General features: G+C 67.2%; 20 protein-coding genes. 7 read left to right on the top strand and 13 right to left on the bottom strand.

The window, feature by feature from the left end:
• Positions 1-15: 15 nt before the first annotated feature.
• The 4 genes from lpdA to HZU84_RS07495 all read right to left on the bottom strand — a co-directional run bounded on the left by lpdA (position 16) and on the right by HZU84_RS07495 (position 7,055).
• The gene (gene lpdA, locus HZU84_RS07510) at positions 16-1,443 is read right to left on the bottom strand and encodes a dihydrolipoyl dehydrogenase (RefSeq protein WP_149503230.1); all 1,428 of its coding nucleotides are present in this window, start codon (positions 1,441-1,443) and stop codon (positions 16-18) included.
• Between the two features lie 82 nt (positions 1,444-1,525).
• Positions 1,526-2,791, bottom strand: coding sequence for a 2-oxoglutarate dehydrogenase complex dihydrolipoyllysine-residue succinyltransferase (gene odhB, locus HZU84_RS07505; protein WP_149503229.1), 1,266 nt, complete (start codon positions 2,789-2,791; stop codon positions 1,526-1,528).
• A 104-nt stretch (positions 2,792-2,895) separates the two neighbouring features.
• Positions 2,896-5,751, bottom strand: coding sequence for a 2-oxoglutarate dehydrogenase E1 component (locus HZU84_RS07500; RefSeq protein WP_149503228.1), 2,856 nt, complete (start codon positions 5,749-5,751; stop codon positions 2,896-2,898).
• A 344-nt stretch (positions 5,752-6,095) separates the two neighbouring features.
• Complete coding sequence (locus tag HZU84_RS07495) at positions 6,096-7,055, bottom strand: TIGR03790 family protein (protein ID WP_257644547.1); 960 nt, start codon at positions 7,053-7,055, stop codon at positions 6,096-6,098.
• Positions 7,056-7,350: 295 nt separating this feature from the next.
• On the opposite strand from HZU84_RS07495, the gene HZU84_RS07490 reads away from it, so the two are divergent.
• A complete protein-coding gene (locus HZU84_RS07490; protein WP_149503227.1) occupies positions 7,351-8,130 on the top strand; it encodes an IclR family transcriptional regulator in 780 nt (259 codons plus the stop codon).
• Between the two features lie 3 nt (positions 8,131-8,133).
• On the opposite strand, the gene pbpG is transcribed toward HZU84_RS07490, so the two are convergent.
• A complete protein-coding gene (gene pbpG, locus HZU84_RS07485; RefSeq protein WP_149503226.1) occupies positions 8,134-9,183 on the bottom strand; it encodes a D-alanyl-D-alanine endopeptidase in 1,050 nt (349 codons plus the stop codon).
• On the opposite strand from pbpG, the gene HZU84_RS07480 reads away from it, so the two are divergent.
• Positions 9,182-9,352, top strand: coding sequence for a hypothetical protein (locus HZU84_RS07480; RefSeq protein ID WP_156027837.1), 171 nt, complete (start codon positions 9,182-9,184; stop codon positions 9,350-9,352). The two genes, pbpG and HZU84_RS07480, sit on opposite strands and share 2 nt — an antisense overlap.
• Before the next feature lie 26 nt (positions 9,353-9,378).
• Here HZU84_RS07480 and HZU84_RS07475 read toward each other — a convergent pair whose 3' ends face one another.
• From HZU84_RS07475 to HZU84_RS07450, 6 genes are all read right to left on the bottom strand, one after another.
• A complete protein-coding gene (locus tag HZU84_RS07475; RefSeq protein WP_149503225.1) occupies positions 9,379-10,920 on the bottom strand; it encodes a 2-isopropylmalate synthase in 1,542 nt (513 codons plus the stop codon).
• A 225-nt stretch (positions 10,921-11,145) separates the two neighbouring features.
• The gene (gene pssA, locus HZU84_RS07470) at positions 11,146-11,988 is read right to left on the bottom strand and encodes a CDP-diacylglycerol--serine O-phosphatidyltransferase (RefSeq protein WP_149503224.1); all 843 of its coding nucleotides are present in this window, start codon (positions 11,986-11,988) and stop codon (positions 11,146-11,148) included.
• Between the two features lie 48 nt (positions 11,989-12,036).
• Positions 12,037-12,816: a class I SAM-dependent methyltransferase gene (locus HZU84_RS07465; protein ID WP_149503223.1), complete on the bottom strand. Its 780-nt coding sequence runs from the start codon at positions 12,814-12,816 to the stop codon at positions 12,037-12,039.
• Between the two features lie 221 nt (positions 12,817-13,037).
• Entirely contained in the window at positions 13,038-14,054 is a 1,017-nt protein-coding gene (ilvC, locus tag HZU84_RS07460) for a ketol-acid reductoisomerase (RefSeq protein ID WP_149503222.1), read from the bottom strand.
• 42 nt (positions 14,055-14,096) lie between these two features.
• Entirely contained in the window at positions 14,097-14,588 is a 492-nt protein-coding gene (ilvN, locus tag HZU84_RS07455) for an acetolactate synthase small subunit (RefSeq protein WP_149503221.1), read from the bottom strand.
• Positions 14,589-14,761: 173 nt separating this feature from the next.
• The gene (locus HZU84_RS07450; protein WP_149503220.1) at positions 14,762-16,555 is read right to left on the bottom strand and encodes an acetolactate synthase 3 catalytic subunit; all 1,794 of its coding nucleotides are present in this window, start codon (positions 16,553-16,555) and stop codon (positions 14,762-14,764) included.
• 300 nt (positions 16,556-16,855) lie between these two features.
• Between HZU84_RS07450 and HZU84_RS07445 the strand changes: the two genes are divergently transcribed.
• The 5 genes from HZU84_RS07445 to HZU84_RS07425 all read left to right on the top strand — a co-directional run bounded on the left by HZU84_RS07445 (position 16,856) and on the right by HZU84_RS07425 (position 19,964).
• Positions 16,856-17,428 carry an RNA polymerase sigma factor gene (locus HZU84_RS07445; RefSeq protein ID WP_149503219.1) on the top strand — a complete coding sequence of 191 codons (573 nt, stop codon included), beginning with the start codon at positions 16,856-16,858 and terminating at the stop codon, positions 17,426-17,428.
• On the top strand, positions 17,425-18,012 hold the full coding sequence (locus HZU84_RS07440) for a DUF3619 family protein (RefSeq protein ID WP_149503218.1): 588 nt from the start codon (positions 17,425-17,427) through the stop codon (positions 18,010-18,012). Before HZU84_RS07445 ends, HZU84_RS07440 begins: the two co-directional genes overlap by 4 nt.
• Positions 18,009-18,896, top strand: a complete 888-nt coding sequence (locus HZU84_RS07435; RefSeq protein ID WP_149503217.1) for a DUF3106 domain-containing protein — start codon at positions 18,009-18,011, stop codon at positions 18,894-18,896. Before HZU84_RS07440 ends, HZU84_RS07435 begins: the two co-directional genes overlap by 4 nt.
• A gap of 91 nt (positions 18,897-18,987) precedes the next feature.
• On the top strand, positions 18,988-19,542 hold the full coding sequence (locus HZU84_RS07430) for an RDD family protein (RefSeq protein ID WP_149503216.1): 555 nt from the start codon (positions 18,988-18,990) through the stop codon (positions 19,540-19,542).
• 38 nt (positions 19,543-19,580) lie between these two features.
• Positions 19,581-19,964, top strand: coding sequence for a diacylglycerol kinase (locus HZU84_RS07425; protein WP_149503215.1), 384 nt, complete (start codon positions 19,581-19,583; stop codon positions 19,962-19,964).
• 3 nt (positions 19,965-19,967) lie between these two features.
• Here the strand turns inward: HZU84_RS07425 and HZU84_RS07420 are convergent, their stop codons facing one another.
• Together HZU84_RS07420 and ettA are read right to left on the bottom strand one after the other, a co-directional pair.
• Positions 19,968-20,306 (bottom strand): P-II family nitrogen regulator, encoded by a 339-nt coding sequence (locus HZU84_RS07420; protein ID WP_149505191.1) that lies wholly within the window; start codon positions 20,304-20,306, stop codon positions 19,968-19,970.
• A gap of 107 nt (positions 20,307-20,413) precedes the next feature.
• Positions 20,414-22,078: an energy-dependent translational throttle protein EttA gene (gene ettA / locus HZU84_RS07415; RefSeq protein ID WP_149503214.1), complete on the bottom strand. Its 1,665-nt coding sequence runs from the start codon at positions 22,076-22,078 to the stop codon at positions 20,414-20,416.
• Positions 22,079-22,185 lie beyond the last annotated feature (107 nt).

The following is a 22,185-nucleotide window of genomic DNA, read 5'->3' as shown; positions in this document are numbered from 1 at the left end:
GCCGCGAGCGGATGCTCAGAAGTTCAGCGTGCGCTTGTCCACGGCCAGCGCGGCTTCCTTGGTGGCTTCCGACAGCGACGGGTGCGCGTGGCAGATGCGCGCGATGTCCTCGGCCGAGGCCTTGAACTCCATCGCGACCACGGCTTCCGAGATCAGCTCGGACGCGAACGGGCCGACGATGTGCACGCCCAGGATCTCGTCGGTCTTGGCGTCGGCCAGGAACTTGACGAAACCGGTGGTGTCGCCCAGCGCGCGCGCACGGCCGTTGGCCATGAACGGGAACTGGCCGGCCTTGTAGGCCACGCCGTCGGCCTTGAGCTGCTGCTCAGTGCGGCCGACCCAGGCGATTTCCGGGCTGGTGTAGATCACCCACGGAATGGTCGCGAAGTTGACATGGCCGTGCTGACCGGCGATGCGCTCGGCCACCGCCACGCCTTCTTCCTCGGCCTTGTGCGCCAGCATCGGGCCGCGCACCACATCGCCGACCGCCCAGACGCCGGGCAGGTTGGTCTTGCACTCGTCGTCGACGACGATCGCGCCACGGTCGTCCAGCTTCAGGCCGACGGCTTCCGGGTTCAGGCCGATGGTGTTGGCGACGCGGCCGATCGAGACGATCAGCTTGTCGACCGCCAGCGTCTGCTCTTCGCCCTTGGCGTTGGCATAGCTGATGACCACGCCTTCGCCCGAGGCGTCGACCTTGGAGATCTTGGCGCTGAACTCGAACTTCAGGCCCTGCTTCTGGAAGGCCTTCAGCGCTTCCTTGGCCACGCCTTCGTCAGCGGCGGCCAGGAAGGACGGCATGGCTTCGAGAATGGTGACCTCGGCGCCCAGACGGCGCCAGACCGAGCCCATTTCCAGGCCGATCACGCCCGAGCCGATCACGCCCAGCCTGGCCGGCACTGCGCCAATGCGCAGCGCGCCGTCGTTCGACAGGATCTTCTCTTCGTCGAAGGCGGCGCCCGGCAGCGCACGGGCGTTCGAGCCGGTGGCGACGATGACGTTCTTGGCCACCAGCGTCTCGCTGGCGGCGCCGGCGACGTTCACCTCGTAGCCGCCCTCGACCGCCTTGGCGAACGAGCCGCGGCCGTGGAAGAAGCTGACCTTGTTCTTCTTGAACAGGTAGAGGATGCCGTCGTTGTTCTGCTTCACGACGGTGTTCTTGCGGCCCACCATCTTCGCGACATCCATCTTCAGGTTGTCGAGGGTGATGCCGTGGTCGCCGAAGTGGTGGGCGGCCTGCTCGAAGTGCTCGCTGGACTGCAGCAGCGCCTTCGACGGGATGCAGCCGACGTTGGTGCAGGTACCGCCCGGGGCCGGGCCGCCCTTGTCGTTCTTCCACTCGTCGATGCAGGCGACCTGGAAGCCGAGTTGCGCCGCGCGGATCGCCGCGATGTAGCCACCGGGGCCGCCGCCGATCACGACGACATCGAATTGCTTGGACATGGTGTTTCCTGGAATGCTTGGCAGAACGCCCCCGAAGGGGCGTCCGAGATCACGTCAGAGGATCAGATGCGGGGCGCGTCGATCAGATGTCGAACAGCAGGCGGGCCGGATCTTCCAGCGCTTCCTTCATCGTCACCAGACCCAGCACGGCCTCGCGGCCGTCGATGATGCGGTGGTCATACGACATCGCCAGGTAGTTGATCGGACGCACCACGACCTGGCCGTTCTCGACCACCGCGCGGTCCTTGGTGGCGTGCACGCCCAGGATGGCCGACTGCGGCGGGTTGATGATCGGGGTCGACAGCATCGAGCCGAAGGTGCCGCCGTTGGAGATCGAGAAGGTGCCGCCCGACAGGTCTTCCAGACCCAGCTTGCCGTCCTTGGCCTTCTTGCCGAACTCGGCGATCTTCTTCTCGATGTCGGCGAAGGACATCTGGTCGGCGTTGCGGATGATCGGCACCACCAGGCCGCGCGGCGAGCCCACCGCGATGCCGATGTCGAAGTAGCCGTGGTAGACGATGTCGTTGCCGTCGACCGAGGCGTTCAGGACCGGGTACTTCTTCAGCGCCGCGACCGCCGCCTTGACGAAGAAGGACATGAAGCCCAGCTTGATGCCGTGCTCCTTCTCGAACTTGTCCTGGAACTTCTTGCGCATGTCCATGACCGGCGCCATGTTGACCTCGTTGAAGGTCGTCAGGATGGCGTTGGTCGACTGCGACTGGATCAGGCGCTCGGCGATGCGGGCACGCAGGCGGCTCATCGGCACGCGCTGTTCCGGGCGGTCGCCCAGGTTCTGCGCGGTCGGTGCAGCCACGGCCGGCAGCGGCCTGGCCACCGCAGCGGGCACCGGTGCGGCGACCGGGGCCGGCACGGCCGCCGGCTTGGCGCCACCGGCGACGGCGGCCAGCACATCGCCCTTGGTGACGCGGCCGTCCTTGCCGGAGCCGGCGACATCGCCGACGGCCAGGCCGTTGTCGGCCAGCAGCTTGGCGGCGGCCGGCATCGCGACATCGCCCTTCGAGCCGCCAGTGGCGGCCGGCGCGGCGGCGGCCACCGGGGCGGCCGACGGCACAGCAGCCACCTGCAGGGGGCTCACACCGGCCTGGCCTTCGGTGTCGACCTTGGCGATGAGCTGGTCGCTGACGACCGTGCCGCCGTCAGGCACGACGATCTGGGCCAGCACGCCGGCGGCCGGCGCCGGCACTTCCAGCACGACCTTGTCGGTCTCGATCTCGATCAGGATCTCGTCGATGGCGACAGCCTCGCCGGGCTTCTTCTTCCACGTCAGCAGGGTTGCCTCGGCAACCGATTCGGAGAGCTGGGGAACCTTGACTTCTACGATGGCCATGATGGGTGGGGAATTCTGTTGAAGATCGTTTCAACGCCCGCGACCTGTCCCGGGCGCCTGCCCTGCAGGCAGGCGCCGGACACGCGAAGCGTCCGGGACAGGGATCACTTGGTCAGCACAAAGCCCTTGAGCTTGGCGAAGGCCTGGTCGAGCAGCGCCTTCTGCTGATCCTGGTGCAGGTGCGCGTAGCCGACCGCCGGCGAAGCCGAGGCGGGACGGCCGGCGTAGCCGAGCTTCTGGCCTTCCTGCATGTTCTCGTGGATGTAGTGCTGCACGAAGAACCAGGCGCCCTGGTTCTGCGGCTCGTCCTGGCACCACACGATGTCGGTGGCGTTCGGATACTTCTTCAGCTCGTTGCCGAAGGCGCGGTGCGGGAAGGGATAGAGCTGCTCGACGCGGACGATCGCCACATCGCTGGCCTTCTTCTCGTCGCGCTTCTTGACCAGGTCGTAGTAGACCTTGCCCGAGCAGACGATGACGCGCTTGACCTTCTCGGCCACCAGGTCGGCCTTCTGCTCGCCCAGCACGGTGCGGAAGTCGCCCTTGGTGAAGTCGGCGAGCGGCGAGGTCGCATCCTTGTTGCGCAGCAGCGACTTCGGCGTGAAGATGATCAGCGGCTTGCGCAGGTTGCGCACCATCTGGCGGCGCAGCACATGGAAGATCTGGCTGGCCGAGGTCGGCTGCACGATCTGCATGTTGGTGTCGGCGGCCAGCTGCATGAAGCGCTCCAGGCGGGCCGAGCTGTGCTCGGGGCCCTGGCCTTCGTAGCCGTGCGGCAGCATCAGCACCAGGCCGTTGACGCGGCCCCACTTCACCTCACCCGAGGCGATGAACTGGTCGATCACCACCTGCGCGCCGTTGGCGAAGTCGCCGAACTGGGCTTCCCAGATGGTCAGCGTGTTCGGCTCGGCCGAGGCGTAGCCGTACTCGAAGCCCAGCACCGCCTCTTCGGACAGGATCGAGTCGATCACGGTGAAGGTGGCCTGGCCGTCGGCGACATGCTGCAGCGGAATGTAGGTGCCTTCGTCCCACTTCTCGCGCTTCTGGTCATGGACCACGGCGTGACGGTGGGTGAAGGTGCCGCGACCGCAGTCCTCGCCCGACAGGCGCACCGGGTAGCCGGCGGCGACCAGCGAGGCAAACGCCATGTGCTCGCCCATGCCCCAGTCGACGTTGATCTCGCCACGGCCCATCGCGGCGCGGTCGTCGTAGACCTTCTTGACCAGCGGGTGCATGTTGACCGAGGCCGGAATGGTGGTCAGGCGCTCGGCCAGGCGCTTCCACTCGGTCAGCGGCAGCGCGGTGTCGGCCGCGTCGGTCCACTTCTTGCCCAGGAAGGGCGACCAGTCGACCGCGTACTTGCTCTTGTAGTTCGACAGCACCGGGTCGACGGTGTGGCGGCCGGCATCCATCGCGGCGCGATAGGCCTTGACCATGTCATCACCCAGCGTCGCGCCCAGGCCTTGCGCAGCCAGCTTGTCGGCGTAGAGCTTGCGGGTGCCGGGGTGCGCGCCGATCTTCTTGTACATCAGCGGCTGGGTCAGCGACGGCGTGTCCTGCTCGTTGTGGCCCAGCTTGCGGAAGCAGACGATGTCGATGACGATGTCCTTGCGGAAGGTCATCCGGTATTCCAGCGCCAGCTGGGTGGCCAGCACCACCGCTTCCGGATCGTCGCCGTTCACATGCAGCACCGGCGCCTCGATCATCTTGACGATGTCGGTGCAGTACAGCGTCGAGCGCAGGTCGCGCGGGTCGCTGGTGGTGAAGCCGATCTGGTTGTTGATGATCAGGTGGACCGTGCCGCCGGTGGAGTAGCCGCGGGTGGCGGCCAGCATCAGCGTTTCCTGGTTGACGCCCTGGCCACCGAAGGCCGAGTCGCCGTGCACCAGCACCGGCAGCACCTGCGCACCGGCGGTGTCGCCGCGGCGGTCCTGGCGGGCACGCACCGAGCCCTCGACCACCGGGTTGACGATTTCCAGGTGGGACGGGTTGAAGGCCAGCGACAGGTGGACCGGACCGCCCGCGGTCGAGATGTCCGAGCTGAAGCCCTGGTGATACTTGACGTCACCGGCCGGCAGGTCTTCCGGCGCGGTGTGGTCGAACTCGGCGAACAGGTCCTTGGGCATCTTGCCCAGGGTGTTGACCAGCACGTTCAGACGGCCACGGTGGGCCATGCCGATGACGATTTCCTGGACGCCCTTCTCGCCGGCCTTCTGCACCAGCTCGTCCATCGCCGCGATGAAGCTCTCGCCGCCTTCGAGCGAGAAGCGCTTCTGGCCGACGTACTTGGTGTGCAGGAAGCGCTCCAGGCCCTCGGCAGCGGTCAGGCGCTCCAGGATGGCCTTCTTCTTCTCTGCGGAGAACGACGGCTTGCTGCGGATCGACTCCAGACGCTCCTGCCACCACCGCTTCTCGGTCGGCTCGGTGATGTGCATGATCTCCGCGCCGATCGTGCTGCAGTAGGTCTCGCGCAACGCCTGCACGATCTCGCGCAGCGTCATGCTGTCGGCCTTCGTGAAGTACGTGTTCGTGGCCGAGAAGGTGATGTCCATGTCGGACTCGGTCAGGTCGTAGAACGCCGTCTCGAGTTCGGGAATCTTCGGGCGCTCGGTGCGCTTGAGCGGATCGAGGTCGGCCCAGCGCGAGCCCAGCGAGCGGTAGGCGGCGATCAGGGACTGGACATGGACCTGCTTGCGGGCGACCGCCAGATCGGCCTCGCTGGCCTTGTGCGCAAAGGCGTTGGCCTTGGCGCGCTGCGCGAAGGACTCGATCACCGGCGCATGAGCGACGTCGCGGCTGTCGGAGCCGTCGACCGCAGGCACGTGCTGCAGCGCGTCGAAATAGTCGCGCCAGTTGTCAGGCACGGAGCCCGGATTGTCGAGGTACGCCTCGTACATTTCTTCGACGTAGGGGGCATTGCCGCCGAAGAGGTACGAGTTCGACCTGTATTGCTGCATCATATTTTCGCTCACCTTGCGCCCCGGTACCCGGAGCTCCGATGGGTTGGACAACCTTCCGCGACACGGCTAGACCGGTTGGCGGATCGCGACCCGCCTTAGCTGTTGCCAGAGAAGGGGACGGGAAGGACCTACAGAGTCAGGGCGCCAATGTAGCACCGGGCACGCATCGCGAACCCAGGGTTTTCTTTGTTGCGGCGCCATGACTGTGGTCAAAAAGATGCACTCCTGTCACGGGGATGGACAGGCCTGCACCCGGCTGGAGCAAGGCGGCATGGCTGCACGACATGCGGGTCGTCATGTTCTTGTCTCCTGCGATCTTCTTTTTTGGGGTGACGGGACGGCGATCAGGGGCGCATCCGGGCATAGGGCGCCGCCAGCGGATCGCCGACGAACACGCCCTGGCGTGGCCAGGCCACGCTTTTCCAGTACGCCTCGATCGCGGAGCTGCCCTGCAGGTAGTGCAGCAGCAGCATCTGCGGATGCGGGAACTTCTGCGGATGATTGCAGGGTTCGCTGACAGCACCATAACTGGCGGTGGCTCCGGCATCGATCCAGTCGAGCACGGTGCTCTGCCCGGCGCTGCGATCGAGCACGCCGCCGAAGGAGGTCAGATGGTCGGCCAGCGCGCCGGGCAGCCAGTCGAGGCTCTCGGCGCCCTGGAAGCGCGCGATGCCGGTCTGCACCAGCAGCACGTCCGTGCTGCCGGGCGCAGGCAGCACGCCCTCCTCCACCTTCACTTCGATGCCGAGCGAGCGCAGCGGTCCGGCAGGCGGAAACAGCGATGCACGCACATTGCGCGCCGCATCGGTGGTGACCATGTAATGCACGCTCGGCACCACGCCGCCGCGCAGGGCCAGCCGCCCGACCGAAGCATGGCCGCGGTCGATCAGGCGCCGCGCCTGCGCCACCGACGAGGCTGCCAGCAGCATCGACGGCCTCAGCCCGTGGTCACGCCAGGGCAGGCTGCTGCGCGAGTTGAAATAGGGCGAGAGCGACTGCTTCGCGCAGGTCGCCGTGCAGAGCCGGGCATCGCGCCCGAGGGTCAGGGCGGCGGTGATGGACTGGCACTCGAGCGCAAAGGGCCGCACCCAGGCCAGAGCCAGAGCCTGGATGCGATCGCCGAAGAAGTCGCCGATGCTGGCGCGCAGCCGCTCGAAGTCCGCCACCGACAGCTGCGAGGCGACCGGCAGTTCGACCCGCAGCACCTGATCGTCACCCAGCCGGTGAACCTGGCGGTAATGTTCCCCGACCTCGACCGAATAAGGATCGGCGACATTGATCACCAGGCCAATCTGGGAAGGCATGATGCGGCCGTTCACCCGAGGCGCCGGCAGCCAGCGCCGCTGAGGCGCAGCGGTCACAGAAGACGCCGCATCCGACGCGCTGCGCGCCTGTGGTGCGGTGCTTGCTTGTTCTGCCGCAGCCTCGCTGGCGACCGCACCGGCGAGGCATGACATCAGCAGGACCGCCGAGGCGCCAGCCCGGGCCAGCGACAGGCCGATTTCCCGAACCTGCCGGTGAACGCGCGTTTGCATCGCCAGATGTCTTTTCGCCATGTAAAAATACGCAGGAAAACCGGGAATACCGAATCGACGCGACATGACAAAAAAGGATAGTGCACTTCAGACCCCAGCCATCCAGGTGATGGAGCGCATGTTCATGCTGCTCGACGTTCTCGCCGAGCACCAGGATCCGGTGCCGCTGAAGCAGATCAGCGAGCAGACCGGGCTTCACCCTTCGACCGCACACCGCATCCTGAACGATCTGGCCATCGGACGCTTCGTCGACCGGCCGGAGGCGGGCAGCTATCGGCTCGGAATGCGACTTCTTGAACTCGGAAATCTGGTCAAGGCCCGCCTCGATGTGCGTGACGCGGCGCTGGTGCCGATGCGCGAGCTGCACAAGCTGACCCATCAGCCGGTGAACCTGTCGGTGCGCCAGGGCGACGAGATCGTCTACATCGAGCGGGCCTACTCGGAGCGCTCGGGCATGCAGGTGGTGCGAGCCATCGGCGGACGCGCGCCCCTGCATCTGACCTCGGTCGGCAAGCTGTTCCTGGCGCATGACGATCCGCAGCGGGTACGCAGCTATGCCTCGCGCACCGGGCTGGCGGGACACACCCGCAACAGCATCACCGACCTGTCGACCCTCGAGCGCGAACTGGCGCGGGTGCGCCAGACCGAAATGGCCCGCGACAACGAGGAACTGGAGCTGGGCGTGCGCTGCATGGCCGCCGCGATACATGACGACCAGGGTCGGCTGGTGGCCGGCCTGTCGATCTCGGCGCCGGCCGACCGGCTCGAGGAGACCTGGGCGGAGCGCCTGCGCGAGACGGCGGGATCCATCTCGGCCGCGCTCGGCCATCGCAGCGATCGCTGAAGATCAGGACAGGGAAGCCTTGTCGCGGGTGCCGGACAGGGGCTGCCCAGGCGAACGCACCGATGCACCCGACTCGAGCCAGCGACGCACCCGTTCGGCATCACCCAGCCGCGACTGCTTGCCGGCGGAATCCAGGAAGACCATGATCAGCTTGCGCCCGGCCATCTGCGCCTGCATCACCAGGCAGCGCCCGGCCTCGACGATGTAGCCGGTCTTCTGAAGGCCGATGTCCCAGCCCGGGTTGCGGACCAAGCCGTTGGTGTTGCTGTAGTGCAGCGTCCGGGGGCCGATGTCGACCTCGTGCGCCGGCGAAGTCGAGAACTCGCGCAGCAGCGGATGCTGATAGGCCGCCTTGACCAGCCGGGCCAGATCGGCGGCACTGGACTGGTTGCTGCTGGACAGGCCGGTCGGCTCGACGAAGCGGGTGCTGTTCATGCCCAGAGCCGCCGCCTTGCGGTTCATCGCGGCCGCGAAGGCCGGCAGCCCGCCCGGATAGTTGCGCCCCAGCGCATTGGCCGCCCGGTTCTCGGACGACATCAGGGCCAGATGCAGCAGCTCGCCGCGGGTCAGCACCGTGCCGGGCGACAGCCGCGAGCGGCTGCCCTTCTCGGTGTCGATGTCCTCATGGGTGATGACCAGCGCCTCGTCGAGCGGCTGGCGCGCCTCGGTCACGATCAGCGCGGTCATGAGCTTGGTCAGCGAGGCGATCGGCAGGACCGCCTGGTGATTCTTGCTGAACAGCACCTCGGAAGTGTCCTGGTCGACCACCAGCGCAACGCTGGACTTCAGATCGAGCGGATCGGCGGTCTCATGCAGGCCGCTGGCCTGCCCGTAGGACAGGCGCGGCGCCACCGCCACCGCGGTGGCGGCGGCACCAGCCACCGCGCCGCGGCGCAAGGCCGCGCGAGACACGCCCTTGCGGACCTGACGCTTCTTGTCGACTCCTCTCGCTGGAGCGGCCGCCTTCTTGGCACGCTGAGAGACTTCGACCGGCTTGCCATCCTTGCGGCGAGCGGCCTGGGCGGGGTCAGCCGCCAGACCCGACAGCAGCATGGCCACCCCGACCAGCAGCGCCGAGCACTGCGACGAAACGATTCTTTTCTTCAATGCGAAACAAGTCACGACGGGCCTCTGGAATACAGCAGACAGGGAACCTGAAATCAGTCTAGGCGAAGCATGTACCGCGCCACAAGGGCGCGATGCGCCGATGATTTTCAGTTGAAGCCCCCTGTTTGCACGATCCCTGCGTCAGCCCTGGGCAGCCACCCGCTCGGCCTTGCTGTGGAGCTTGTTCAGCGCCGACAGGTAAGCCTTGGCAGAGGCCACGACGATGTCGGGATCGGCGCCGACACCATTGACGACGCGGCCGCCATGTTGAAGCCGAATCGTGACCTCGCCCTGCGATTCGGTGCTGCCAGACGTGATGGCGTTCACGGAATACAGCAGCATTTCAGCACCCGTCTCCAGCTTCGACTCGATCGCCTTCAGCGTCGCATCGACCGGGCCGTTGCCCTGCGCCACCGCACGGTGCTCGACTTGGCCGGCGGCGAAGGTCACCCGCGCGCCCGGACGCTCGCCGGTCTCGGAGTGCTGCGACAGCGACAGCAGGCGGTAGTGCTCGATCTCGGCGCTGACGCTCTCGTCGCCGACCAGCGCGATGATGTCCTCGTCGAAGATCTCGCTCTTGCGGTCGGCCAGATCCTTGAACTTGACGAAGGCGGCGTTAAGCTCGGACTCGGACTCGAGCTCGACGCCGAGATCCTGCAGGCGCTGCTTGAAGGCATTGCGGCCCGAGAGCTTGCCCAGCACGATCTTGTTGGCGCTCCAGCCCACGTCCTCGGCGCGCATGATCTCGTAGGTGTCGCGCGCCTTGAGCACGCCGTCCTGGTGAATGCCCGAGGCGTGCGCGAAGGCGTTGGCGCCCACCACCGCCTTGTTCGGCTGCACCACGAAGCCGGTGGTCTGCGCCACCATGCGCGAGGCCGGCACGATCTGCGAGGTGTCGATGCCCAGGTCGAGGTTGAAGTAGTCGCGGCGGGTCTTGACCGCCATCACCACCTCCTCGAGCGAGCAGTTGCCCGCGCGCTCGCCCAGGCCGTTGATGGTGCATTCCACCTGGCGCGCACCGCCGATCTTCACGCCGGCCAGCGAGTTGGCCACCGCCATGCCCAGGTCGTTGTGGCAGTGCACCGACCAGATCGCCTTGTCGGAGTTGGGAATCCGCTCGCGCAGCGTGCGGATGAAGTTGCCGTACAGCTCGGGGATCGCATAGCCGACGGTGTCGGGAATGTTCAGCGTCGTGGCACCTTCGTCGATCACCGCCTCGAGCACGCGGCACAGGAAGTCGACATCCGAGCGGTAGCCGTCCTCGGGCGAGAACTCGATGTCGGCGCACAGATTGCGGGCAAAGCGCACCGACTGCCGCGCCTGCTCGAGCACCTGCTCGGGCGTCATGCGCAGCTTCTTCTCCATGTGCAGCGCGCTGGTGGCGATGAAGGTGTGGATGCGGGCGCGGCTGGCACCGCGCAACGCCTCGGCCGCACGCGAGATATCGCGGTCGTTGGCGCGGGCCAGCGAGCAGACGGTGGAGTCCTTGATCGCGTCGGCGATCGACTTGACCGCTTCGAAGTCGCCGTTCGACGACGCGGCGAAGCCGGCCTCGATGACATCGACCTTCAGGCGCTCGAGCTGGCGCGCGATGCGCAGCTTCTCGTCGCGCGTCATCGAGGCGCCGGGCGACTGCTCGCCGTCGCGCAAGGTGGTGTCGAAAATGATCAGCTTGTCACTCATGGTCGTCTCCAAGGAAGGTGGGTGCACCGACGCTGCTCTGGGATCCCGGCGGAACAACCGGGCGACAAAAGAGAACGGCCCGCAGCGTGATGCCATGCGGGCCGTCGATCCAGAAAGGGGGTACAGGAATGTACAGGTGTGACTGGTCAGCGCGCCCGGGGCACTTCGATTAGAAGCAGCAGTAGGGTGTGAACGCCGAAAGTCATGCGCCGACTATAGCACGCCTCAGCGGTGCAGGCCCCGCTCGTCGGGCTCGTCGGTCGAGGTGGCGATCACGCTGACCGGGCGGCCGCGCGACTTGCGCACCCCATACACCACATAGCCCGACAGGCCGTAGACGACGAAGACGCCGAACAGCACCAGCGGCGGGTGATAGGTGATCACCGCGATGCCCAGCGCGATCGCCACGATCACGATGAAGGGCACGGTGCGCTTGAAGTTGACATCCTTGAAGCTGTAGAAGGGCACGTTGGTGACCATCGTCAGCCCGGCGTAGAGCGTGGTGGCGAAGGCCAGCCAGGTCAGCCACTCGATGTCGCGCACCCCCTTGAAGCCCAGGTCGTCCATCACCCAGATCAGGCCGGTGACCAGCGCGGCCGCAGCCGGGCTCGGCAGGCCCTGGAAATAGCGCTTGTCGACTACGCCGATGTTGGTGTTGAAGCGCGCCAGGCGCAGCGCAGCGCCCGAGCAGTAGACGAAGGCGGCAATCCAGCCGAGCTTGCCCATGCCCTTGAGCGCCCACTCGTACATGATCAGCGCCGGCGCCGCGCCGAAGGAGACCATGTCGGACAGGCTGTCCATCTGCTCGCCGAAGGCGCTCTGGGTGTTGGTCATGCGGGCCACGCGACCATCCAGGCTGTCGAGCACCATGGCGCAGAGCACGCCGATCGCAGCCTGCTCGAAGCGGCCGTTCATCGCCATCACGATCGCATAGAAGCCACCGAACAGCGCCGCCAGCGTGAACAGGTTCGGCAGGATGTAGATGCCCTTGCGGCGCGGGCGCTGCAGCACCGGCTCATCCGGCTCGTCGTCGGTTTCAGCCCGCTCGGGGGAGAGTTTTTGGTTCATGCCACGATTATCGCCAAGCGCGACACCCCGCCTGTCCGGGCGTGGCGATCACTCCTCGCAGAGGAAGTAGATCCAAGGGTCGCCAGCCGCATCCAGCTCGGCGCCCGGCGCGATCACGCGGCCGTCGATGCCGTAGGCCCGCACCTTCGGCCAGCCCGCAGCCTGGCACTGGCGCAGCATTTCGGCCGGGCGCAGGTAGGTGGTCAGGCCGCCGCCGTAAGGGTCGACCAGCTCGACCTCCTGCAGGCGCATCGGCCAGCGCCGACGGTTGAGCCAGCGCATGCGGCTCCAGAACAGCTGCGTCTCCAGATAGTCGCGCCAGCCTTCCCAGCGCACATGGCGACGGCTGTCGAGCCAGTTCAGATTGTGGGAGGAGAAGATGAAGCGCCCGCCGGCGCGCAGCACGCGCCGGCACTCCCGCAGCGACTGGCGCCGCTGCTCGCCACCGCCAACCAGATCGAGCCCGTTGAAGCTGAACAGCACCAGATCGAAGCTGGCCTGCGCGAAGGGCAGCGCGCGTGCATCGGCCACCTCGAAGCTCACGTCGCCGCGCTGCATCAGATCGGCGAAACGCTGGCGGCAGGCCTCGACCATCGGCTCGGCGAAATCCGCACCGACATAGCCGGCGCAGCACGAGGCCAGCGCCGGCGTGGTGCGCCCGCCGCCGACACCCAGATCCAGCACCCGGCTGCGTGCCAGGACCGCGTCGCCCAGCTGCGCCAGGATGGCCTGCTCGGGCGGCTGCAGCACATGCCCGCGGCTGTAGCTGCGCACCACCTCGTCGGAGCCATAGAAAGAAGCCCAGTCGGGCGATCCTGATGTCGACATTCCGGCAGTTCCCTGTATCTGGAGGATGGAGACCGCCCGATTGTCTGACACAAATCATTACATTCAGCCGCCATCCGGCGCCTGCCGCCCACGCTTCAGGATGGACCAAGAAACGACAAGGGGGCTGCACCTGCGCGCAGCCCCCTTGCGATCGATCTGGATCAGCGCGCCGTCTGCGCCACCGGTTCAGCGAACCGATCGCGCAGCAGCCGTCCGATGCATCAGTTGCGGCTCTTGTCGACCAGCTTGTTGGCCTTGATCCAGGGCATCATCTCGCGCAGCTTGGCGCCGACGACCTCGATCTGGTGCTCTTCGGTCAGGCGACGGCGGCTGATCAGCGTCGGGGCGCCGGCCTTGTTCTCCAGGATGAAGGACTTGGCGTATTCGCCGGTCTGGATGTCCTTCAGGCACTGCTTCATGGCCTTCTTGGTCTCTTCGGTGACAACGCGCGGGCCGGTCACGTACTCGCCGTACTCGGCGTTGTTCGAGATCGAGTAGTTCATGTTCGCGATGCCGCCTTCGTAGATCAGGTCCACGATCAGCTTCAGCTCGTGCAGGCACTCGAAGTAGGCCATTTCCGGCGCGTAGCCGGCTTCCACCAGCGTCTCGAAGCCGGCCTTGATCAGCTCGACGGCACCGCCGCACAGCACGGCCTGCTCGCCGAACAGGTCGGTCTCGGTCTCTTCGCGGAAGTTGGTCTCGATGATGCCGGCCTTGCCGCCACCGTTGGCCGAGGCGTAGGACAGGGCCAGATCACGGGCGCGGCCGGTCTTGTCCTGGTAGACGGCGATCAGGTGCGGCACGCCGCCGCCCTGCACGTAGGTGCCGCGCACGGTGTGGCCCGGGGCCTTCGGCGCGACCATCCACACGTCGACGTCGGCGCGCGGCACGACCTGGCCGTAGTGCACGTTGAAGCCGTGCGCGAACACCAGCGAAGCGCCTTCCTTCATGTTCGGAGCGACTTCGGCGTTGTAGACCGCGGCGATCTGCTCGTCCGGCAGCAGGATCATGACGACGTCGGCCTCACGCACCGCATCGGCGATCTCGGCGACCTTCAGGCCGGCCTTCTCGGCCTTGGCCCACGACGCACCGCCCTTGCGCAGGCCGACGGTGACCTTCACGCCCGAGTCGTTCAGGTTCTGGGCATGCGCGTGGCCTTGCGAGCCATAGCCGATGATGGTGACGTTCTTGCCCTTGATGAGGGACAGGTCGGCATCCTTGTCGTAGTAAACCTTCATGGAAATTTCCGTATTCCGTAGTTGAGTCTGTAGCGGGGAGGATCAAACACGCAGGATGCGCTCGCCGCGCCCGATCCCGCTGGTACCGGTGCGCACGGTCTCGAGGATGGCGGTGCGGTCCACCGCCTCGATGAAGGCATCGAGCTTGGACGAGTCGCCGGTCAGCTCGATGGTGTAGGTCTTGTCGGTCACGTCGATGATGCGGCCGCGGAAGATGTCGGCCATGCGCATCATCTCGTCACGCTCCTTGCCGACCGCGCGCACCTTCACCAGCATCAGCTCGCGGGCGGTGAAGCTGCCCTCGGTCAGGTCGACGACCTTGACGACCTCGATCAGGCGGTTCAGGTGCTTGGTGATCTGCTCGATCACCTCGTCGGAGCCGGTGGTGACGATGGTCATGCGCGACAGCGACGGATCTTCCGTCGGCGCGACCGTCAGGCTCTCGATGTTGTAGCCACGGGCCGAGAACAGGCCGACGACGCGCGACAGCGCGCCGGCCTCGTTCTCGAGCAGCAGGGCGATGATGTGCTTCATGTGAGGGTCTCCCGGCCTGCGGGCCACGGCGCGACGGCGTGTGGCCGTCGCCCGTCCCGCGGGCCTGTCAACGAAGGAATGGGGGAGTCAGCAGGGCGCGGACTGCACCGGCGCTTCCCGGCACCCTGCCCCGCCGGCGGTCACCCGCGGGGCCTGGCCGGGTCGCGGACCGGTCACAGGTCTTCCGAACCCAGCAGCATCTCGGTGATGCCCTTGCCCGCCTGGACCATCGGCCAGACGTTCTCGGTCGGATCGGTGCGCACGTCGAGGAAGACGGTGCGGTCCTTCAGGCGGATGATCTCCTTCAGGGCCGGCTCGACCTCGGACGGGCGCTCGATCTTGATGCCGACATGGCCATAGGACTCGGCCAGCTTGACGAAGTCGGGCAGCGCGTCCATGTAGCTGTGCGCGTAGCGGCCTTCGTAGATCAGCTCCTGCCACTGCCGCACCATGCCGAGGTAGCGGTTGTTCAGCGCGATGACCTTGACCGGCGTGCGGTACTGCTGGCAGGTCGAGAGCTCCTGGATGTTCATCTGGATCGAGCCCTCGCCGGTGATGCAGAACACGTCCGCGTCCGGCTTGGCCAGCTTGATGCCCATCGCATACGGCAGGCCCACGCCCATCGTGCCCAGGCCGCCGGAGTTGATCCAGCGCCGCGGCTCGTCGAAGCGGTAGAACTGCGCCGCCCACATCTGGTGCTGGCCGACGTCCGAGGTCACGTAGCTGTCGGTGCCGCGCGTCAGGTTCCACAGCGTCTCGACGACATGCTGCGGCTTGATCAGCTCGTCAGACAGCTTGTAGCTCAGGCAGTCGCGCTTGCGCCATTCGGCGATCTGCGACCACCAGGCGCCGAGCGCGTTGGCATCCGGTCGCTGCTGGGCCTCGCGGATCTGCGCGATCAGCTCCTGCAGCACGTCCTTGACATCGCCCACGATCGGGATGTCGACCTTGACGCGCTTGGAGATCGACGACGGATCGATGTCGACATGGATGATCTTGCGCTCGACCGAGGCGAAATGCTTCGGGTTGCCGATCACGCGGTCGTCGAAGCGCGCGCCCACCGCCAGCAGGACGTCGCAGTTCTGCATCGTCATGTTGGCTTCATAGGTGCCGTGCATCCCCAGCATGCCCAGGAAGCGCGGATCGGTGGCCGGCATCGCGCCCAGGCCCATCAGCGTGTTCGTGACCGGGTAGCCCAGCAGGTCGACCAGCTCGCGCAGCTCGGCCGAGGCATTGCCCAGCACCACGCCGCCGCCGGTGTAGATGTAGGGCCGCTTGGCCTGCAGCAGCAGCGACACCGCCTTGCGGATCTGGCCGCCGTGGCCCTTGCGCACCGGGTTGTACGAGCGCATCGAGATCGTCTCGGGATACTCGAAGGGCGCGGTGTTCAGCGACACGTCCTTCGGAATGTCGACGACGACCGGGCCCGGTCGGCCGGTGCGGGCGATGTGGAAGGCCTTCTTCAGCGTGACGGCCAGCTCGCGCACATCCTTGACCAGGAAGTTGTGCTTGACGATCGGGCGGGTGATGCCGACGGTGTCGCATTCCTGGAAGGCATCGAGGCCGATCGCGGCGGTCGGCACCTGGCCGGTGATCACCACCATCGGGATCGAGTCCATGTAGGCGGTGGCGATGCCGGTGACCGCATTGGTCACGCCGGGGCCGGAGGTGACCAGGGCCACGCCGACATTGCCGGTGGCACGCGCATAGCCGTCGGCCGCATGGACCGCCGCCTGTTCGTGGCGGACCAGGACGTGCTGGATCGACTCCTGCTTGTACAGCGCGTCGTAGATGTACAGGACCGAGCCGCCGGGATAGCCCCAGATGAACTCGACGCCTTCGGCCTGAAGGCTGCGCACGAGGATTTCCGAGCCGTTGAGCACCGGCAGGGAAGCAGAGGAGGAAGAGGAATCGCGGGAGGCTTGTGCCGATGCGGCACGCTTCTGTTCCGCGGCAGACATGTCCATGTTGATGAACCTTTCGGGTTTTCTCTGACGAAAATCGATCGGTGCGCCTCCTCTCGCCCTCGTGAGGCGGAATTGGCGCCTGCGCGGTCATCGACGCAGGCGCCCGGGGTCGGGCGACCGGTTCAGACCAGGCACGCGTGGTGCGAATCCGGGATTATCGCACCAAGCTGGCGACATGTCGAAGAATTGCGCACCGCACCATGGTGCACACCCGGATCGGGGGCGGGTCGGCAGCGATGACATAATCCGCGCCGCCCCACTTTCCGGACCGACGCAGCCCCGACGGGCCCGGCCCCCTCCTTGGCCACCGAACAAGAGCTCTCCGACTTCCTGCAAGGCATCGAGAAGCGCGCCTTCAAGCGCACCGTCTACGCGGTGCGCGACGAGGACGCGGCGCTCGACATCGTGCAGGACGCGATGATCCGGCTCGCGCAGCGCTACGGCGACCGGCCCGCCGCCGAGCTGCCGCTGCTGTTCCAGCGCATCCTGGGCAACGCGACGATGGACTGGTTCCGTCACCAGAAGGTCAGGAACGCGGTGGTGCGCAACTTCTCGGAATTCGAGTCCGCCGGCGGCGGCGATGACGATTTCGACCTGCTCGAGCACCTGAGCAGCCAGAGCCCCAACGGCGACGCCGCCGAAGGCGCCGATGCCGGCGCCGCACGCGCACAGACCTTGCTTCTGATCGAGGAAGAGGTCGCCCGTCTGCCGGCGCGTCAACGTGAAGCCTTCCTTATGCGTTACTGGGAAGAAATGGATGTCGCCGAGACGGCAGCCGCCATGGGCTGCTCCGAAGGCAGCGTCAAGACTCACTGCTCGCGCGCCGTGCATGCACTGGCCAAGGCACTCCAAGCCAAGGGAATTTCACTGTGAAGACCGCCCCCACCTCCTCGCGCCCAGGGCGGCCGGCCAATGCCGAAGCCCTGGAAGCGCGCTTCGCGCTGCGACTGACCGCCCGTCTGGAAGCCGGCGCGCAGCAGACGCCGCATGACATCAGCGAGCGGCTGCGCGTGGCGCGCCAGCAGGCGATCGCCCAGGCCCGCCGCCCTGCCGTGGCACGCCGCACCGAGCAGGCCGAGGCCAGCGCGGTGCTGCCGGTCAGCATCGGCGCCGGCGGCACCGCTGCGCTGCTGCAGTCAGGCCCGCCCGGCGAGGACAGCGCGCTGTGGAGCCGCCTGGGCTGGCTGCTGCCGGCGCTGGTGCTGCTTCTGGGCCTGATCGGCATCGGCGAGTGGCGCGACCTGGAATCGATGGCCTCGATGGCCGAGCTCGATGCCGAGCTGCTGGGCGACGACCTGCCGCCCTCGGCCTACGCCGACGCCGGCTTCAGCGAATTCCTCAAGCGCCCGATCGAGATCGCCCTGCCCGCGACCGAGGCGGAGATCCAGGAGCCGTTGCCGCCGACGCAGGCGACGGAAGATCTGCCGGCCGCTCAGGACACCGCCCGCCAGCCATGAACCTGCCCCGCCGCGCACTGCCCCTTTCCGGTGCCGCCTGCGTGCTGGCACTGGCACTGGCGAGCGCCCTGCCTCCGCTGGCCCGTCCAGCGGTCGCACAGGCGACGCTCGGCTCTGCGCTCGGGGGAAGCGCGGGCTGGCAGCAGCTCACGCCGGCAGAACAGAAAATCCTGATGCCGCTGCGCGACCAGTGGGTCGACATCGAGCCGCTGCGTCGACAGAAGTGGCGCGACATCGCCGCGATCTATCCGAAACTGCCCGCCGAGCAGCAGGAGCGGCTGCGCTCGCGCATGGCCGAGTGGGCAAAGATGACACCGGCGCAGCGCAATGCCGCCCGACTGCATTTCGGCGAGGTGCGCCAGGTGCCGGCCACCGAGCGTCAGGCCCGCTGGGAGGCCTGGCAGCAGCTGCCCGAGGAGCAGCGGCGCAGCATCGGCACCCAGGTGGCCAGCACGCCTGCGCCCGCCGGCACGGTGCCTGCCGCAGTGCGCAAGACGCCGGCCGCCGCCCAGGCCCCGCAGGTCAAGAGCAACATCGTTGCGACGCCAGTGCGCAGCACGCCACAGCCGGTCGCGCCCGGCACCGTGCAGGCCGGGCCGGGCGCCAGCACGCGCCCGATCAGCAAGGCAGCACCGACGCCTCCCCGCCATCAGCCGGTCGGTCTGCCCAAGATCGCTGCCACGCCCGACTTCGTCGATCGCACAACCCTGCTGCCCTCGCGCGGCCCCCAGGGCGCAGCAGCGGCTGGGGCCGCCACGCCGGTCATCAGCCTGCCCTCACCCGCACCAGCCGCCACCGCGGCGCCGTCGGTGCCGACGGCCTCCGCACCGATGGCCGTCCTGGGAGCTTCCGGCCCGACAGCGAACAGCGAAAGCAGCCACTGAAGCCGGCCGGCTTGGCCGGACTGCCCGCACAGGCGGCCCATGTCGGGCGGTTAACATGGCGGCCCCGAGAAGATCGTCACGCCCCTGACCGATGGCCGCCAAGCCCGCCCTGCCCTATACCCCGGACGATGCAGACCCGGCCGTCCAGCCGACCCCGCCGCTGCGACGCCGCCTCGCAGCGATGCTCTACGAGGGCGTGCTGCTGTTCGGCGTGCTGATGATCGGCAGCCTGCTGTTCGCGATCGTCACCGACCAGCGCCATGCGCTGAACGGCCGCATCGGCTTCCAGGTCTTCCTGTTCCTGCTGCTGGGCCTGTATTTCTGCTGGTGCTGGACCCGTGGCGGCCAGACGCTGGCGCTGAAGACCTGGCATGTGCGGCTCATCCGGCTGGATGGACGCTCGCCGGGCTGGCCGCAGGCCATCGCGCGCTATCTGCTGAGCTGGCTGTGGTTCGTGCCTGCGCTGCTGGCCGTGCAGCAGCTGGGGCTGCAGAGCAACAAGAGCCTGTTCGGGGCGGCGCTGCTGATCGGCATGCTCGGCTATGCGCTGCTGGCGCTGCTGCTGCCGGACCGGCAGTTCCTGCATGACCGGCTGTGCCGGACCCGGCTGATCACCTGGCGCCCGGCACCGCGCCGGCGCGCCTGAAGCCCTTCCGAGCACACCGAGCGCAGGACCGACTCCCGATGGACAATCCGCACAAGGGCCGCACCGGCCTGGACCGCATCCGCCATGCCGCCGGCTACTCGCTGCAGGGCCTGATCGGCGCCTACCGGCACGAGAGCGCCTTCCGCCAGGAGCTCTGGCTGGCGGCACTGATGCTGCCGCTGGCCTTCTGGCTGGGCCGAACCTGGGTGGAAGTGGCGCTGCTGGCCGGCAGCGTGGTGATGGTGATGGTCGTCGAGCTGCTGAACTCGGCCGTCGAGGCGACCGTCGATCGCATCTCCTTCGATCTTCACGAACTGGCCAAGCGCGCCAAGGACTACGGCAGCGCCGCGGTCTTCCTGGCGCTGGCACTGTGCGGCGGCATCTGGGCCGCCGCGCTGTGGAGCCGCCTGACTGGCGGCTGAAGATCAGACCGCGTTCTCGTCGGTCTCGCCGGTGCGGATGCGGATGACCTGCTCGACCGGCGTCACGAAGATCTTGCCGTCGCCGATCTTGCCGGTGTGCGCGGCCTTGACGATGGCCTCGAGGCAGCGATCGACATCGGCGCCCTTCACGACGATCTCGACCTTGACCTTGGGCAGGAAGTCGACGACGTACTCGGCGCCGCGGTAGAGTTCGGTGTGGCCCTTCTGGCGGCCGAAGCCCTTGACCTCGGTGACGGTCAGGCCGGTGACGCCGACCTCGGCGAGGGCCTCGCGGACCTCCTCGAGCTTGAACGGCTTGATGATGGCGGTGATCTGTTTCATGGTCATGGGCGGTCTCCGGGATCGGTTCGCGATCGGTTCGCGATCGGTTCGAATTCAATGTAACACCGGGGCCGGAAGCCTGAAGCTCCCGGTCCCGGCTCACGTCATCACTTCAGGGCCTTGTAGCGGAAGCGCTTCGGGCGGGCGCCCTCTTCGCCCAGACGGCGCTTCTTGTCGGCCTCGTACTCCTGGTAGTTGCCGTCGAAGAAGAACCACTGCGAGTCGCCCTCCGCCGCCAGGATGTGGGTGCAGATGCGGTCGAGGAACCAGCGGTCGTGCGAGATGATCATCGCGCTGCCGGCGAACTCCAGCAGGGCTTCCTCCAGCGCGCGCAGGGTCTCGACGTCGAGGTCGTTCGACGGTTCGTCCAGCATCAGCACGTTGCCGCCCTGCGCCAGGGTCTTGGCCAGGTGCAGACGGCCACGTTCGCCGCCCGACAGGCTGCCCACCAGCTTCTGCTGGTCGTTGCCCTTGAAGTTGAAGCGGCCGATGTAGGCGCGGCTGGGCATGACGAACTTGCCCACCACGATGTTGTCCAGACCGCCCGAGACGTCTTCCCAGACGGTCTTGCTGTCGTCCAGGCTCTGGCGGCTCTGGTCGACGAAGGCCAGGCGGGCGGTCTTGCCGATCGCGACCTCGCCCGCGTCCGGCGCCTCGACGCCCTGGATCAGGCGGAACAGCGTCGACTTGCCGGCGCCGTTCGGGCCGATGATGCCGACGATGGCGCCGGCCGGCACCTTGAACGACAGGTTCTCGATCAGGACGCGGTCCCCGAAGCTCTTGGAGACGTTCTTGAACTCGATGACCTCGTTGCCCAGGCGCTCGGCCACCGGGATGAAGATCTCGTTGGTCTCGTTGCGCTTCTGGTAGTCGACGTCGCTCAGCTCCTCGAAGCGGGCCAGACGCGCCTTGCTCTTGGCCTGGCGGCCCTTGGCGTTCTTGCGCACCCACTCCAGTTCCTGCTTCATGGCCTTGGCGCGGGCATCCTCGGTCTTCTGCTCCTGCTCCAGGCGCTTTTCCTTGCCTTCCAGCCAGTCGGAGTAGTTGCCCTTGTACGGATAGCCCTGGCCGCGGTCGAGTTCCAGGATCCACTCGGCGGCGTTGTCGAGGAAGTAGCGATCGTGGGTGATGGCCACCACGGTGCCGGAGAATCGCTGCAGGAAATGCTCCAGCCACTCGACCGATTCGGCGTCCAGGTGGTTGGTGGGTTCGTCGAGCAGCAGCATGTCGGGCTTGGACAGCAGCAAGCGGCACAGCGCGACGCGGCGCTTCTCGCCGCCCGACAGCGGGCCGATCAGCGCATCCCACGCCGGCAGGCGCAGCGCGTCGGCGGCGATCTCCAGCTGCAGGTCGGTGTTCTCGCTGCCGGCCGCCGCGATGATGGCCTCCAGCTCGGCCTGCTCGGCGGCGAGCTTGTCGAAGTCGGCGTTCTCGTCGGCGTACTCGGCGTAGACCTGCTCCAGGCGGGCCTTGGCCGCCATCACGCCGCCGATGCCCTGCTCGACCGCCTCGCGCACCGTCTGGCCCGGATCGAGCTGCGGCTCCTGCGGCAGGTATCCGATCTTCAGGCCCGGCATCGGCACGGCTTCGCCTTCGATGTCCTTGTCGAGGCCGGCCATGATCTTCAGCAGCGTCGACTTGCCCGAACCGTTCAGGCCCAGCACGCCGATCTTCGCGCCGGGGAAGAAGGACAGCGAGACGCCCTTGAGGATCTGCCGCTTCGGCGGAACGATCTTGCCGACGCGGTTCATCGTGAATACGTACTGGGCCATGGGTGTGCGGTTGCCTGTCTGTGGGGTTGCGAAGAATTCCGTATTGTCGCCGCAGTTGCCGGGTGCAGTCTCGCGGCCCCGAGCCTCAGGCCGGCAGCCGACGGACG

The organism is Sphaerotilus sulfidivorans, from assembly GCF_013426975.1.
In the GTDB taxonomy this organism is placed as follows: Bacteria; Pseudomonadota; Gammaproteobacteria; order Burkholderiales; family Burkholderiaceae_C; genus Sphaerotilus; species Sphaerotilus sulfidivorans.
This window is presented reverse-complemented; position numbering and strand designations above follow the sequence as displayed.